Source organism: Qipengyuania sp. CAU 1752, from assembly GCF_054482615.1.
The window spans coordinates 572,435-587,893 of record NZ_JBTLRE010000001.1 but is presented as its reverse complement, the minus strand read 5'-3'; the positions used below and the strand labels follow the sequence as shown (position 1 = coordinate 587,893).

Here is a 15,459-nt window from a genome sequence, read left to right as displayed (position 1 = left end):
AGGATATAAAGATAGCTTTATGTCTTGATATCGCCCTCTAGCTGCGCCGCCAACGCATGGCAACCACAGACAGGGCGAGGAAAAGTACGGCCCATGCAAGCGCCAGCTTGTTGCCGAGATGCGCAAACAGCGTGGGCTCCCTGGCCGGCGGGATCAGCCCTGCCAGACGCCCTTCTATGCCCGTGCCGAGCGAGGCCCGCACCACGCCATTGGCATCGATAACACCGCTGATGCCGGTGGTCGTCGCACGGATGATGGGAAGCCCTTCCTCGATCGCACGCATGCGTGCCTGCGCGAAATGCTGGGGCGGCCCCCACGCCCCGAACCAGCCGTCATTGGATGGGTTGAACAGGAAGTCGGGGCGGTCCTCGCGGTCAACGACCTCGCCCGAAAACACGATCTCGTAGCAAATCTGCATCCCTACCCGGCCGAATTCGCCGACATCGACCGTGTCCGGGCCGGGACCGTCTAGAAAATCGATATTGCCGGCCACCAGCCGCGACAGGCCAAGCGGTTCAAGCAGTCCGCGCAGCGGCAGATATTCGCCAAAGGGAACGAGATGCGCCTTGCGATAGGAGCCGACGATGCTGCCAGTCTCGTCCAGGGCCGTGACGACGTTGTATGCGCCGACGGCCTTGTCGGCCTCGATCTCGAGATCGACAGCACCTGTCATCAAGACGGTATTGGCTCCCAGTATCGCGCCGAGTCGACGCTTGGCATAGGCCGGGTCTCCGCCAGCCGTGGTGGCGCGGTAATATTTCGCCGGATAGCCTTCGCGCAGATAATCGGGCAGCCCGGATTCAGGCCAGAACACGAGGCGCTGCGCGTCTTCGCCGCCCGGGTCGCCCGCTCTTCGCGCGCTCAGTTCGGCCAGGGTAACGAAGGCCGCTTCATATTCGCGGGGATCGTGGAGTTCGCCCTGATCAAGGTCGGGCTGCACAACCAGGTACGGACGGCTTCCCTCGATTGGCGCAGGTCGCGGGACGAGCATCCCGGCGGTGATTGCTGCGGCAAGTCCAGCCGCGGCAAGATAGCGCCGGGCGAGTGCCATCCTCACCAGCAACCCGCTGGCCAGTACCGCCACGCCGGACAGTGCGTAGCTTCCGAACCAAGGCAGCAGCAATGCCAGCCCGGGACGCTCGGCACCGCCCATCAGGACAAGGCTGAACGGTCCCCAGGCATAGCCGGTGAACACCCAGGCCCGCAGCCACTCTGTCACGATCCACAGACCGGCAAAGGCCAGGATGAAGATCCATGGCCGCCCTTCCGCCCGCGTGAGCGCTTTGGTACCCCCCGCGGCGAGGCCAGGATAGATTGCCAAGTAGAGCGATATCAGTGGAACCGCGAGCCAGCCAAGGAAGGTCGGCATCTCGCTTTGATGGGTAAACGAAGTCGCGATCCACGTATTGGTGGTCGTGAAATGTGCGACGCCGAACAGCCATCCGCGCACAGTCGCGTCGCGCCAACCGGCGCTACGCCAAACCAGTCGGATCGCGATTCCCATCGCCACCAGAGCGAGGGGCCACAATGACAAGGGCGGAAAACCCGTGGCAGCCAGCGCCCCCAGCACAATACTGCTGGTCTTGGGAAACCGGTCGATCAATGGGTCCAACCTGGACATCAATGCGAGTTCGATCTGCTCCGATCGACAGCCGGGCGTCAGCCGACCGCGGTCAAGGTCCCGTCGTCACCATCAGGCTTACGGCGGCGGCGCGGCTTCTTCTCGGCCACTTCGGGTGAGGACTGATCATCACCGGCGATCGAGGGCGGCAGCACGGAGGCGTCGATTTCGCCTTCAGCGCCGCGGGCACCCTCGCTCTTGCCGTTCGGTGCAGCCGCGCGGGGCTTACGCACCTTGCGCTTGGGCCGTTCGTCATGATCGCCGGTCTCGTCGCTCGAATCGCCCGCATTGCGGTCGACATTGCCGTCTCGATCGTCGTCGCGTGATTCGTTGCGCGGCCGACGTGCCGGCTTGCGGCGGTTGTCCTGCTGGTCGTCACCGCGATCGTCGTTCTCGTTGCGACGCGAACGGGTGTTGCGACGAGGCTGGCGATTGTCCTCGCCATCGTCATCGCTGTCATCGTCGTCCTGGCCGGAGCCACGCTCGGGATCGCGCTTGACGCGGGCCTCGTCCTGGCGTGCCTTGTTGTCGGCAATGACCCGAAAATAATGGTCAGCAAACTGCAGATAGTATTCCATCTGCACACGGTCGCCATTGTGCTGCGCGTCCTGGGCCAGCTTCTTGTACTTGTCGAGAAGCTGCGGCGCATTGCCGCGTGCGCGGCTGTCGATCCGGTTGCCGCTGTTGCCGCCCCCGCTACCGCCCTGATTGCGATTGCCGCGCCCCCGGCGACGATTGTTATTACGATTATTGTTCAAGGAATACTCTTCCTCATCTGTTGGGCACCTTTTGGCCCTGCAGGCCACCTGGCCATGCGTTACATTTGCGCGCCGGCAGTTGTAGCCACCCTGCGCAGCCCTTCATCTGCATTGTTGATAAGCGCCCTAGCGCCTGCTCATCACCGCAAATGTTGGATCGAGGCCGGGGAGAGCGCGAAGCAATCCGCAGGCCTTGTGCATAGGATTAGACCGAGATTTTCGCTTTGCCAACCCCTTTGCGGAAGATGATCGCCCGGGGACGACCGGCAAGATCAAGCTTCAGCTCTGTTTTCCAACCATTTTGTGCCGCGATGGATGCCACAGCATTATCCTGTTGATAGCCTATTTCGAGCACTGCGACTCCGCCCGGCGAAATAATGCTGGACAGCTGCGGGATAAGGGCACGGTAATCGTCAAGCCCCTCTGATCCTGCAAACAGCGCCTCGGGCGGCTCGTAGGCCCGCACCGAGGTGTCGAGGATGGCATCACTCTCGACATAGGGCGGGTTGGCGATGACGAGATCGAACTGGCCAAGCTCATCAGCCCAGCCCGGCTCGTTCCAGTCCGCATGCATCATGCGAGCGCGTTCGGCCACGCCATGGCGCGCGGCGTTGGCGGCGGCGACGGGAAGCGCCGCAAGTGATGCGTCAATGCCGACACCGGTCGCGTCAGGTCGCTCCCCAAGCAATGTCACCAACAGCGCGCCCGAGCCGGTGCCGCAATCGAGCACGCGGGCGCGCCCGGCCATCTCGGCCAGCGCCGCCTCGACCACCTGTTCGCTATCGCCACGCGGGATCAGGACGTCGGGAGTGACGATGAAGCTGCGGCCGTAAAATCCCTGCTCGCCGGTGATGTAGGCAACCGGCTCGTGCAGAACGCGCCGATCCACCAAGGCCGAGAAGGCCAGCGGAGCTTCGCTCTTCTGCGCCTTCAGCAGCGTGTCGGAGCGTGACATGCCCAGCGCATGAGCCATCAGCCATTCGGCATCGAGCCGCGGCGTGTCGCTGGTGCTGGCCAGGCGCTGCACCGCCTCACGCAGGGCATCAGCCACCTTCATCCGGCCGTTACCGCCAGATTTGCATCACTCATTCAAACTCGCCAGTCGCTTGGCCTGGTCCTCGGCCATCAGAGCGTCGATCAGTTCGGCCAGCCCCGTGCCAGCGATGATCTCGGGCAATTTGTGCAGGGTCAGGCCGATACGATGATCGGTGACGCGGCCTTGGGGGAAATTATAGGTCCTGATCCGTTCGGAACGGTCACCCGAACCGACCATCGCCTTGCGCGCCTCGGCCTCGGCACCTTGCGTCTCTTCGCGCTGGGCGTCGTAGAGGCGGGTTCGCAGCACCTGCAGCGCCTTTTCCTTGTTCTTGTGCTGGCTGCGCGCATCCTGGCAGGTGACGACCGTGCCGGTCGGAAGATGCGTGATGCGGATCGCGCTGTCGGTCGTATTGACGTGCTGGCCGCCCGCCCCGCTGGCGCGGTAGGTGTCGATCTTGAGTTCGGTCGGATCGATCTGGATGTCGACCTCGTCCGGCTCCGGCAGCACGGCCACGGTAGCCGCCGAGGTATGGATCCGTCCGCCGCTCTCGGTCTCGGGCACGCGCTGGACGCGGTGTACGCCGCTTTCGAACTTGAGTTTTGCAAAGACGCCGGTGCCGGTAACATTGGCGACCACTTCCTTGAAACCGCCGACTTCGGATGCGTTCATACTCACCGGTTCGACCTTCCAGCCCTGTTCGGCGGCGAACCTTTCGTACATGCGATAGAGATCGCCCGCGAACAGCGCCGCCTCGTCGCCGCCGGTCCCGGCGCGGATTTCGAGCATGGCAGGTTTGTTATCGGCGCTGTCGCGCGGAAGCATGGCGATGGCGAGCTCGCGCTCGGCCTCGGGCAGCTTGTCGCGGATCGCTGACAGCTCTTCCTCGGCCATCGCTTTCATTTCCGGGTCGGCCAGCATCTCTTCCAGCCCGGCGATTTCCTCGCGCATCGCCTTCACTTCGGCGGCAACCTTGGCGACGGGCTCCAGCTCGGCATAGTCACGGCTCGCCTGGACGAACTCGTCGCCCTCAAGCTGCCCTGACGCCATGCGCGCCTCGAGTTCGGCAAAGCGGCGGGCGATCTGGTCAAGGCGTTCGGGAGGGATCCGCATCGATTAGCCGAGCAAGGTTTCGAGCATGGTTGAAGTCTCGTCGTCGGCCTTGATCCGACTGGTCGGCTCGCCATCGCGTTCGTCGAAAGCTACAATAGCGCGGGCACCCGATTTGACTGCCTTGTCGAACCGTTTGCGTGGACTGCCTGACGCAGCCAGCTCAGCCGCAAGGCCTGCTTCCCTGACCTTGCGCAGCGCTCCCAACGCCGAGGCCATGGCTACATCGTTCTCGACCACCACAATGACATCGGCAACTGGCACATCGCAATCGTTGACCAGCATCGCCAGCCGCTCGATGCCTGCAGCCCAGCCGACCGCAGGCGTGGCAGGCCCGCCGAGGCTTTCCATCAACCCATCATATCGGCCACCGCCGAGGATGGTGCTCTGGCTGCCGAGCTTGTTGGCGGTTTCCGAACCCTCGTCGGGAATGAATTCGAACGCCGTATGACGATAATAGTCGAGCCCGCGAACGAGGCTCTCAGCGCGGGTCCACTTGACCCTGGCGGCATCGAGACCGTTGGTGACACTCTCGAAAAACGCCTTGGCATCGTCCGACAGGAATTGGTCGATCTTTGGCGCATCGTCGACGAAGCGCTGGTCGCGGCGGTCCTTGCTGTCGAGAATCCTAAGCGGATTCTTCTCCAGCCGTTCTTGCGAATCCTCGCTCAGCTCGTCCTTCACGCTGCGGAAATGCTCGACCAGCGCGCCGCGCCATGCCTCACGGCTGTCGGCGTCGCCCAATGTGTTGAGATGCAGCGTCACATCCGTGATGCCCAATTCGCGGATGATCTGGTCGGCCATCGCCAGCAGCTCGACATCGGCCTGCGGTTCGGCCGCGCCGATAATCTCGGCATCGATCTGGTGAAACTGGCGATAGCGACCCTTCTGCGGGCGCTCGTAGCGGAATAGTGGTCCATGCGTTGCCAGCTTCAAAGGCGAGTGCTGCTGCCAGCCATTGGTCAGATAGGCGCGCGCAATGCCGGCGGTGAACTCGGGGCGCAGGGTAAGCGATTCGCCCCCGCGGTCCTCGAACGAGTACATTTCCTTCGAAACGATATCGGTGGTCTCGCCAATCGATCGCGCGAACACCTCGGTCTTTTCGAACACCGGCATCTCGGCCCGGCGAAAGCGGTAGAGCTTGCGTACGCGTTCGAAGGTTTCCACCACGAAGGCGAAGGCCTCGGCGTCTGCGCCGAAGATATCCTGGGTGCCGCGGATGGCCTGGGGCGTGTTCTTGGACATGGTTTCCTTCTCTTGGGCGCGGCGATTAGGGGCAAGTGACCCCTTCCGCAATCCTGCTGCGCACGCTAGAGCCCCCGCGCAGTTCGGGAGAGGGGCCGCAGTTCAAGAATAAGAGAGCCCTGACATGCGTATCGACTTGATCCCTACCGGAACCAATCCGCCCCACGACCTCAATGTCATCATCGAGGTCCCGACCGGGGGCGAGCCGGTCAAATATGAATTCGACAAGGCGTCAGGCGCGCTGTTCGTCGACCGCATCCTGCACACGCCGATGCGCTATCCGGCCAATTACGGCTTCGTCCCCCACACGCTCAGCCCCGATGGTGACCCGCTGGACGCGCTGGTGATTGCACGCAGCCCGTTCATTGCGGGTTGCGTGGTGCGCACGCGACCAATTGGCGTGCTCAACCTCGAAGACGAGCATGGCGGCGACGAGAAACTGATCTGCGTACCGGTGGACACCACCTTCCCCTATTACTCCGATGTCGGTGAAACCAAGGACCTGCCCTCGATCATCTTCCAGCAGATCGAGCACTTCTTCACCCACTACAAGGATCTCGAAGCCGAGAAATGGGTCCGCGTGGGCAAATGGGGCGATGCCGCCGAGGCGCGGCAGGTCGTGCTCGAAGCCATCGAACGCGCCAAGGCTGACAAGGCGCAGGCCGACTAGGCTCTATTCGGTTGGACGCCCTGCATCGAGCAGGTCGTTCCCCTGCTCGCCATCTTCGCGGCGTTCGCGTTCGACCATGCGGGCAATCTCGCTTTCGGGGCGGACGTCGTTTGCGGCGTCGGTCGGTCCGGATGGCTTCGGCAGTTCGGAGCGAGACCGCGCTTCAGCATCATCGGCTGACTGCGTGACCGTGGCCGCAGTCCCGATCGGCAGCGGGTCGGTCCGGCCATCGAAGCGCAAACGATAGATCGGCTCAGGCAAGGCGAACCCGGCTTCCTCCAGCGCCTCCTTGACTGCGGCGATGGCCAGGCTGCGCGATTTGAACCAGTCCGATTCACGCTGGTCGATCCATGCCAGCATGGTGATGACGATATTCGAATCGCCCACCGCCGCCACCCGTGCCGCCGGTTCTGGATCGGCGAGCACGAAGGGCAGGGTTTGCATTGTCTCGCTTGCCAGCTCCATGGCCGCACGCGGATCATCGTCAGCGTCGATGCCCAATTCGAAATCGAACCGCCGCTGCGGATTGCGCGTGTAATTGAGGATGACCGCCTTGAAGACCTGGGCATTGGGAATGCGCAGGTGATTGCCGTCAAGCGTCATCAGGATGGTGGCGCGGCTGGTAAGGCGAATGACCCGCCCCTCGAGATCGTCGATCAGCACGTGATCATTGGCCCGGAAGGGCTGGCGCAGGCTGAGCATGATCGAGGCGACGTAGTTCTCGATCGTGTCGCGCATGGCGAAGCCCAGAGCGATGCCGACCACGCCGGCGCCGCCAAGAACCGCGCCCAGCAGCGCGCCCGCCCCCAGCATATCAAGCGCGACGACCAGCCCGAGAATGATGAAGACCATCCGGATGGCACTTGCCGCGAGCTCGGCCAGGAAGGCATTCGGCGTGACCCGCCTCCACAGCGAGGTGAGGCCGGCGAGCATCTGTCCCAACAGGGCAATGGCAATGGCGACGATGGCTGCCAACCCGATCAACGGCAGGAAGGCGATCCAGCCGCTGACGCGCTCGGACAAAGCGCCGAGGGCATCGAGCCCGCCTTCGACCGAGGTGTCGCGCTCGATCTCGCTGCGCACTGTCGCCACTCCGTCCACCCGGCTGGCAATCCCTTCTGCCCGCGCAATGTCGGCCGTATCGGCAATGGTCCCGCGCAGGGTTACAACCCCGTCGCGTACCGTGGCCCGAAGATCGGTGAATTCGGGGATTTCGGAAAACACGCCGTTGATGCGACCAGCGATTCGCTCGTCCGCCTGCGCATCAGCAGCCTGGTCGATCTCCTGCGTTTCAACCGGAGCGGCGCCCTCTTCTGCAGCGGGTGAAGCGGGCAGCAGCGCCTGCGCGGGACCTCCGGAAATCAAGAACGCGGCGACCAGCGCCAGCGCCACTAGATATCTGAGAGAATGTGCCCCCATAATGTTCAAGCGGACCGCATCGCCGCCAGTTCCCGTCAGATCATGGCGAAGGCGAGCTTAAACAGGCCGGTGAGCAGGATCGGCAGGCCGATTGCCAACAACCACAGGACTATCTGATCGCGGCGGAAGGCAGGTGACAGCGCCGCGTCGAAGGCGGCCTTATCATCGAGGTCGCGCCAGCGCCGTTCGAAAGCGCGGCAGGCCGGGATGATCGCCGCCACCAGCACCACAAGGGCCAGATAGGGCAAGATCGACATGCCCTCGGTCTTCATCGCCTGGACGGTTACGAAAATCGTCAAGGCGGTATAGACCAGCAATGCATACGCGACATTGTCGCTCATGGCCTTGCGCCAGTCACGCTCATGCGCGCTGGCCTCGTGGCCGTTTTCCTCGTGCAGCGCCTTGTTCATCGCGCCTATCTCCCCCAAGATTCGTCGGCGATTGTCACAGAAAGGTGGGCAGCAAGCAAGTCCGCCCACTTCGGGCAGTCTATGCACGAAGCCTGCCAGTTTTCGACGAAACGGGGTTTTCCGAGCGCCGAGCGATGCTACATGGGGCACCATGAGCATGCTCGACAGCGATACGACCAGCGACACCGATACCAGCGAGAACAACGCTGCCCCGCCCATTCCGCAAGGCGGGCTGGAGGTCGTTTCCATCGCCAAGAGCTATGACAAGCGCGCCGTGCTGACCGATATTTCGCTCAGCGTGGGCAAGGGCGAGGTACTGGGCCTGCTGGGACCCAACGGCGCCGGCAAGACGACTTGTTTCTATTCGGTGATGGGGTTGGTGCGGCCAGATGCCGGGCGTGTGCTGATGGATGGCGAGGATGTCACGCATCTGCCGATGTATCGCCGGGCCATCTTGGGCCTCGGTTACCTGCCGCAGGAAACCAGCATTTTTCGCGGCATGACCGTGGAGCAGAACATCAATTGCGTGCTTGAGATGGTCGAACCCGACGCCGAGACGCGCGAGCGGGAGCTTGACCGGTTGCTCGACGAATTCGGCTTGCAGAAACTGCGCTCGAGCCCGGCCATGGCATTGTCCGGTGGCGAGCGGCGGCGCTGCGAAATTGCCCGCGCCCTCGCGGCCAAGCCTTCGATCATGCTGCTCGACGAGCCCTTTGCCGGGATCGACCCGCTCTCGATCAGCGACATTCGTGACCTGGTCAGGGATCTCAAGACCCGCGGGATCGGAGTGCTAATCACCGACCACAATGTCCGCGAGACGCTGGAGATTGTCGATCGCGCCTGCATTATCTACGGCGGGCAGGTGCTGTTCGCGGGGACACCGCAAGAACTGGTCGCCGACGAAAACGTCCGCCGGCTCTATCTCGGCGAGAATTTTGCCCTGTGATGATTTTTCGCCTGGTGATGACGGAACGCGGCGGGACATAGAGCATGGCGCTAGGCCCGCGGCTCGACCTGAGGCAATCGCAATCGCTGGTGATGACGCCGCAATTGCAGCAGGCGATCAAGCTGCTGGCCTTGTCCAATCTCGAAATCGAGGCATTCATCGGCGACGCTCTGGAAGCCAATCCGCTGCTCGAGGCTGGCGAGGTTAGCCGCGAACGAGGCGATGCGAACGACGAGGCTGGACCCTCCCCTGAAGAGTTGAGTGCGGACAGTTTCAGCGACACCGATGCGCCGTTGGACGTCAATCCCAACGCGCTCGATCGTGACCGCGATACTGGCGACGGCGAATGGGGCGCGGCAGGCGCAGCGTCCTTTGCCGAAGACATGACCCCTATCGAGGACCGGCGCTCGGCCGAGACGACCCTGGCCGACCATCTCCACGCCCAGGTCGGCGCGGCGACCGGGTCGCTGGCGCAGGAGTTTCTCGCCCGCAATCTTATCGATCGCCTCGACGAAGCGGGGTATCTCGATGCGGATTTGCGCGATGTCGCCGTAGAACTCGGTGTCGCGCGTCTGGATGTTGAAGAAGCGCTTGGCCTGGTGCAGACGCTCGAGCCCACGGGGGTGGGCGCCCGCAATCTCGCCGAATGTCTCGCCCTGCAGGCGCGCGAGGCCGACCGCTATGATCCGTGCATGGAGCGGTTGATCGAGAATCTCGATCTCGTCGCCGCTGGCGAGTTCGCCCGCCTCAAGCGGATGTGCGACGTCGACGACGAGGATTTCGCCGACATGCTCGCCGAGTTGCGCAGCTATGATCCAAAGCCGGGCTGTCGCATCGGTGGCGGCGAGGCGATATCCGTGGTCCCCGACGTGCTGCTGACACGCGACGACCAGGGTCACTGGAAGATCGCCCTGAACCAGGCGACGCTGCCCCGGCTGGTGGTCAACCGCGGATACTTCCTCGAACTGCGCGATGGTTGCACTGACAAGGCCAGCCGCCATTGGCTCAAGGAGAAACTGACCGACGCCAACTGGCTGATCAAGGCACTCGACCAGCGCCAGAAGACCATCCTCGCAGTGTCTTCGCAGATTGTGAAGAAGCAGGCCGGGTTCTTCCGCCAGGGCGTCAGCGAGTTGAGACCGCTTACCTTGCGCGAAGTGGCCGAGGAGATCGACATGCACGAAAGCACTGTCAGCCGCGTCACCAGCAACAAGTACCTGCATTGCGATCGCGGTACTTTCGAACTCAAGTATTTCTTCACCAGCGGCGTCGGCAGCGCCGATGGCGAAGGCGCCAGCTCGGAAGCGGTCAAGGCGCGCATCAAGGCGCTGACCGATGCCGAGGAACCGAACAAGATACTGTCCGACGACAAGCTCGTGGCCCTGCTCAAGGCCGAAGGGTTCGATATCGCCCGGCGGACCGTGGCGAAGTATCGCGAGGCGATGGGAATCGGCTCCAGTGTCCAGCGCCGGCACCAGAAGAAACTGGCGGCGATGAGCTGACGGTTCGTTATTGACTACAACTGTAGTTGCAAATAGCACTCTGGCCACGACAGTTCGCTCAAGGGGTTTTCCATGCGCCGTCTTTTTCCTGTTCTTTCATCTTTCGCCCTGCTCCTGACCGGAGGGTGCGTAGGCATGGCGGCCCCGCTACCAGCCGCCCTTCTGGTCGAAATGCGACCGCCTGAACCGGTCGAGATCGTCCTTCCGCACCGCATTGACGACCTGCAGGCCGTAGCCGACGCCATGCGCGAGCAGACCGGGACACCGGGCCTCGCACTGGCAGTCGTTCGCGATGGGGCAATAATCGCGCGAGCGGTCTCTGGTCTCGCCAATGCCAGGACCGGTGCGCCATTGCATGACGCGAGCCGGTTTCACTGGGGCTCGGTGGTCAAATCCGTGACTGGCACAGTGGTCGGGCGGCTCGTCGCCGATGGGCGATTGCGGGCCGACACCACGGTTGGCGAGATTCTCGGCGAGCTTGAAATGCAGGAAGGGTATCGCGGCGCCACCCTTGCACAGTTGATGCGGCACGAAGCAGGGGTCCCGGCCTATGCCGATTTCGGCCCGCCCGAACTGGATCGCTTTGCAGCCTATTCCGGAACCGCGGCCCAGAAACGTCTCGCTTTTGTATCCGACCTGCTTCGCGAAGTGCCGGTTTCAGAACCAGGAGAGAAATTCCAGTATTCCAACGCCGGGATCGTGCTGGCAGCGGTGATGGCTGAGCAGGCCACCGGCGAAAGCTGGGAAGATCTCGTCCGCGCCTATGTCTTCACGCCAGCCGGCATGGTCGATGCCAGCTTTGGCCTGCCCTCCACGCCCTCCACGCCCGAAGGTACGCGCGGCCACCTGCAATTTCCCGGCCAGCCGAGCGAACTCCTCCCGCTTGGCATGCTCGGCGAGATAAACCCGATGCTGGCGCCTGCTGGCGATGTAAGTTCGTCGATCGACGATTTCGCCCGCTACGCCGCGTTCCACCTCGCGGGCCTGCGCGGAGAAACGGCAGGCGTCCCCGCCAAGGCATTCGAGATCGTCCACACGGCTGCGTCCGACGCGCTGCCAATCAGTGGTGGCCTGGCGCGCTACAGCTATGGCTGGGAAATCCTCGAATGGCCCCTGCTCGGGGGACGCCGCACACACTGGCACAATGGCAGCAACGGTGCCTTCTATGCCGAGATAAGGCTGGTGCCCGAGCTCGATACTGCGGTTGTCATCATGGCCAACACGGGTGGTCCCATCGCTTTTTCGAGCGAGAAAAGTCTTGCACGCATTCTGGAATATTATGCCGGAATTTAACACCTTGGAGGGTGTGTCCCGAAAGACTCACCTCCTAATCGTTAACGCCGCAAACGCTTTGTTAACCTTTTTTGGTGAGAACTGGTGTGGTTAATCAACGGCAACACCTCTTAGCGAGGAGTTACCGCGAAGGTTCATAGGGCAAAGGGGGACCTGACCCATGCGTGTACTGCTGATCGAAGACGAGCCGACAACGGCCAAGGCGATCGAGCTGATGCTCACGACCGAGGGCTTCAATGTCTACTCGACCGATCTCGGCGAGGAAGGCCTCGATCTGGGCAAGCTATATGATTACGACATCATCCTGCTCGATCTGAATTTGCCGGATATGCATGGCTATGACGTGCTCAAGAAGCTGCGCGTATCCAAGGTGCAGACCCCGGTGCTGATCCTTTCTGGCATTGCCGAGATGGATTCCAAGATCCGGTCGTTCGGCTTCGGTGCCGACGATTACGTGACCAAGCCGTTCCACCGCGAGGAACTGGTCGCCCGTATCCATGCCGTGGTGCGTCGCTCGAAGGGCCACAGCCAGTCGATCATCCGTACCGGCAAGCTGGCCGTGAACCTCGACACAAAGACAGTCGAAGTCGACGGTGCACGGGTCCACCTGACCGGCAAGGAATATGCGATGCTCGAGCTGCTCAGCTTGCGCAAGGGCACCACGCTGACCAAGGAAATGTTCCTCAACCACCTTTACGGCGGCATGGACGAACCCGAACTCAAGATTATCGACGTCTTCATCTGCAAGCTGCGCAAGAAATTGAGCCATGCCTGCGGCGGTGAGAACTACATCGAAACCGTCTGGGGCCGCGGCTACGTGCTGCGCGATCCTGAAGAAAACGCCGAAGCGGCCTAAGTCCGCTTAATTCTCCGGTCTTCGGAGCCCGAACAAGAAGAACCTCCCGGCGCACAACGACGGGGGGTTCTTTTTTGCCTGGACCTGCCGGGATCACGTTCGACTCCCCTGTGTGCAGCGCTCGTGGTTTTGGGGATGCCTTGGCTTGAACCCGGGCGCACTGCACTCTAAGCGGCGCGGCATGACGGCATTCAAGCAAGGCGACCCCACCACGCTCAACCGGCTCTACGGCAGGAGCGTGGGCAAACCCCTGCGCCGGCACCAGCAGGCGCTGGTCGACAATTTGCTTCCGCAGATTGCAGTCCCGGGCGAAGGTCCGATCACCGCGCAAGGACTGTTCGGCGAGGACTGCCCGCTGCATTTCGAAATCGGCTTCGGCGGCGGCGAGCACCTTGTCTATCGCGCTGACCTGCTGCCCAACCACGGCTTCATCGGGGCCGAGCCTTTCCTCAATGGCGTCGCCTCGTGCCTGTCGCAGATTGAGGAACAGCGGCTAGCCAATATCCGCTTGCACGACGGCGATGCGCTCGAGGTTCTTTCGCGCATTCCGGACGGGTCTCTGACGATGATCTACCTGCTCCACCCCGACCCCTGGCCCAAGAACAAGCACGCCAAGCGGCGAATGATGAACGACGGGCCGGTCCAGATGTTCGCCGCCAAGCTCAAGCCAGGCGGCGAGCTGCGCTTTGGCACCGACCACGCGGTGTATTTGCGCCATGCGCTTATGGTCATGCGGCGGCATACCGACAGTTTCGAGTGGGTCACCAAAGGCCCGTCGAGTTGGCAGGACCGCCCGGACGGGTGGCGGGAGACCCGCTACGAACATAAGGCACGCACGAAATACGGCCACGAGGTCTGGTACTTCAGGTACCGGCGGCGCTAACCGCCCGAAACCCATCGGGAACTATCGCCTCTACGAAACGCTGCACCGGGCGGGGGCTTCGATGGAGAGACCCGATGCCGACTGCTGATCTCGAAACGCTCTATGCCGCGCTGCTGCAGGACATGGTCAGTGCAGATGAGCAATCGCTGACGCTGACCGAAAGACTGATCGAATTCGCGACCAACGACGATTTGCGCGAGGCTCTTGAAAACGGGGTCAACGGGATCAGCGACGGACTCGACGTAGTTCGAGAGTTAAGCGACGAACACCCCTACGAGGACGGCGACATCCAGTCCGATGGCATGGCCGGCCTGGTTTCCGATACCCAGGTACGCGTATTCGAAGGCGACTTTTCCGACGATTTGGCCCGGGACGCAGCCATTATCGCGCAGTTCATGCAACTGACCCATTATGGGCTTGCCGGATATCGGACCCTGGCCGCGAACGCGCATCAGCTCGGTCACCCAGAGGAGGCCGAACGCCTGCAGACCTGTTTTGAGAACGCGCAGGATGGTCTGGACGACATGATCCGCCTGCTCGACGGCGCGTTGCTCGGCGAAGAAGCCTAGGCGCTACGCTTCCTGCAGGGTCTCGATCAGCGCGGCATGATCGCGGGCGTTGTTGTAGAGATGCGGCGTGACACGCAACGAGGACCCTCGCAGCGAGACATGGACGTGACGCTCAGCGAGACTATCGGTCAGCCCTGCGGGCACTCCGCCAGGGAACCCCAGCGCGAGGAAGTGCGGTGCACGCGTGCCCTGCGGAGCAGCCGCTAGGCCGATGGCGTCCGCCTCGCGCGCGATTGCCTCAGTCTGACTGGCGAGCTCTTCAGCAATAGCGTCGTTTCCGAATTCGAGCAGGAAGTCCATCGCCACGCCCGCCCCTGCCAATAGCGGCGGATTGGACTTCTCGCCCATGTCGAACCGCCGGGCACCGGGTTGGTAGTCGTCACGGTAATCGACCAGCCGTGCGAAATCCTGCGCCCCGCCGCGATTGATCCAATTGTGCTCGATCGGTTCACCGTCATGGTGCCGGGGCGCGACGTAGAGCATGCCAATGCCATAGGGCCCCAGCAGCCATTTGTAGCAGGCAGCCACGGCAAAATCAGGTTTCACCGCGTCAAAATCTATCGGCATCGCGCCCAGCGACTGGGTCAGGTCCAACACCAGCGCAGCGCCATGCTGGCGACATTTCTCTCCGACCTGCTCGAGATCGATGATCCGTCCATCGGCCCAGTGGCAATTGGGTACGGCTACAATTGCGGTATCCGGGCCGATCGCGTCGAGCACGGCGGCGGTCCAGCAAGTCTGCTCGTCACGCTGGACAGTTACGATCTCGCCGCCCTCGCGCGCGGCCAGTTCGCGCCAGACATAGACGTTGGACGGGAACTGATCGGCAAGGAGGACGATCTGCTGACCTCGCTCGATCGGCAGGTTACGCGCCGCAATGGCCAAGGCGTAACTGCACGACGGCACGATGGCGATATTGTCGGCTGCAACGCCCGCTATCCGCGCCGCACGTTCGCGGAACTGTTCGGAAAGGGTGAAGAAATCCTGCGGCCGAACATTCCACGGCGCTTGCTTCGCTTGCGCACCCTGCGTCATCGCCGCGCTCACATCATGCGAGAGCGGGCCCATGTAGGCACAGTTGAGATAATGCACCTCGTCAGGAATGGCGAAGCGGTGGCGCTGGCAGGCAATGCCGGACATC

At 62.7% G+C, this 15,459-nt stretch carries 15 protein-coding genes; 7 read left to right on the top strand and 8 right to left on the bottom strand.

What is annotated here, in order from left to right; translation table 11 throughout:
• Nucleotides 1-37: 37 nt before the first annotated feature.
• From lnt to hisS, 5 genes are all read right to left on the bottom strand, one after another.
• Nucleotides 38-1,621, bottom strand: coding sequence for an apolipoprotein N-acyltransferase (gene lnt, locus ACXYL9_RS02850; protein ID WP_459038077.1), 1,584 nt, complete (start codon nt 1,619-1,621; stop codon nt 38-40).
• 38 nt (nt 1,622-1,659) lie between these two features.
• Nucleotides 1,660-2,379, bottom strand: a complete 720-nt coding sequence (locus ACXYL9_RS02845) for a DUF4167 domain-containing protein (protein WP_459038076.1) — start codon at nt 2,377-2,379, stop codon at nt 1,660-1,662.
• A gap of 205 nt (nt 2,380-2,584) precedes the next feature.
• The gene (gene prmC / locus ACXYL9_RS02840; protein WP_459038075.1) at nt 2,585-3,436 is read right to left on the bottom strand and encodes a peptide chain release factor N(5)-glutamine methyltransferase; all 852 of its coding nucleotides are present in this window, start codon (nt 3,434-3,436) and stop codon (nt 2,585-2,587) included.
• Nucleotides 3,437-3,460: 24 nt separating this feature from the next.
• Entirely contained in the window at nt 3,461-4,528 is a 1,068-nt protein-coding gene (gene prfA, locus ACXYL9_RS02835) for a peptide chain release factor 1 (protein WP_459038074.1), read from the bottom strand.
• Nucleotides 4,529-4,531: 3 nt separating this feature from the next.
• A complete protein-coding gene (gene hisS / locus ACXYL9_RS02830; protein ID WP_459038073.1) occupies nt 4,532-5,770 on the bottom strand; it encodes a histidine--tRNA ligase in 1,239 nt (412 codons plus the stop codon).
• A gap of 124 nt (nt 5,771-5,894) precedes the next feature.
• Between hisS and ppa the strand changes: the two genes are divergently transcribed.
• Nucleotides 5,895-6,440 (top strand): inorganic diphosphatase, encoded by a 546-nt coding sequence (gene ppa / locus ACXYL9_RS02825; protein WP_459038072.1) that lies wholly within the window; start codon nt 5,895-5,897, stop codon nt 6,438-6,440.
• A gap of 3 nt (nt 6,441-6,443) precedes the next feature.
• Here the strand turns inward: ppa and ACXYL9_RS02820 are convergent, their stop codons facing one another.
• Complete coding sequence (locus ACXYL9_RS02820; protein WP_459038071.1) at nt 6,444-7,832, bottom strand: mechanosensitive ion channel domain-containing protein; 1,389 nt, start codon at nt 7,830-7,832, stop codon at nt 6,444-6,446.
• 62 nt (nt 7,833-7,894) lie between these two features.
• Nucleotides 7,895-8,269 (bottom strand): hypothetical protein, encoded by a 375-nt coding sequence (locus ACXYL9_RS02815; RefSeq protein WP_459038070.1) that lies wholly within the window; start codon nt 8,267-8,269, stop codon nt 7,895-7,897.
• A gap of 151 nt (nt 8,270-8,420) precedes the next feature.
• Here ACXYL9_RS02815 and lptB point away from each other — a divergent pair, with 151 nt between their 5' ends.
• The 6 genes from lptB (at nt 8,421) to ACXYL9_RS02785 (ending at nt 14,318) form a co-directional block, all read left to right on the top strand.
• Entirely contained in the window at nt 8,421-9,215 is a 795-nt protein-coding gene (lptB, locus tag ACXYL9_RS02810) for an LPS export ABC transporter ATP-binding protein (protein ID WP_459038069.1), read from the top strand.
• Nucleotides 9,216-9,259: 44 nt separating this feature from the next.
• The gene (gene rpoN / locus ACXYL9_RS02805; protein WP_459038068.1) at nt 9,260-10,717 is read left to right on the top strand and encodes an RNA polymerase factor sigma-54; all 1,458 of its coding nucleotides are present in this window, start codon (nt 9,260-9,262) and stop codon (nt 10,715-10,717) included.
• 135 nt (nt 10,718-10,852) lie between these two features.
• On the top strand, nt 10,853-12,010 hold the full coding sequence (locus tag ACXYL9_RS02800; RefSeq protein ID WP_459038067.1) for a serine hydrolase domain-containing protein: 1,158 nt from the start codon (nt 10,853-10,855) through the stop codon (nt 12,008-12,010).
• Nucleotides 12,011-12,170: 160 nt separating this feature from the next.
• Nucleotides 12,171-12,866: a response regulator transcription factor CtrA gene (gene ctrA, locus ACXYL9_RS02795; protein ID WP_459038066.1), complete on the top strand. Its 696-nt coding sequence runs from the start codon at nt 12,171-12,173 to the stop codon at nt 12,864-12,866.
• Nucleotides 12,867-13,047: 181 nt separating this feature from the next.
• Nucleotides 13,048-13,749: a tRNA (guanine(46)-N(7))-methyltransferase TrmB gene (gene trmB / locus ACXYL9_RS02790; protein ID WP_459038065.1), complete on the top strand. Its 702-nt coding sequence runs from the start codon at nt 13,048-13,050 to the stop codon at nt 13,747-13,749.
• Nucleotides 13,750-13,823: 74 nt separating this feature from the next.
• Nucleotides 13,824-14,318, top strand: coding sequence for a DUF892 family protein (locus tag ACXYL9_RS02785; RefSeq protein WP_459038064.1), 495 nt, complete (start codon nt 13,824-13,826; stop codon nt 14,316-14,318).
• 3 nt (nt 14,319-14,321) lie between these two features.
• On the opposite strand, the gene ACXYL9_RS02780 is transcribed toward ACXYL9_RS02785, so the two are convergent.
• Nucleotides 14,322-15,458, bottom strand: a complete 1,137-nt coding sequence (locus ACXYL9_RS02780) for an aminotransferase class V-fold PLP-dependent enzyme (RefSeq protein ID WP_459038063.1) — start codon at nt 15,456-15,458, stop codon at nt 14,322-14,324.
• Between the last annotated feature and the right edge of the window lies 1 nt (nt 15,459).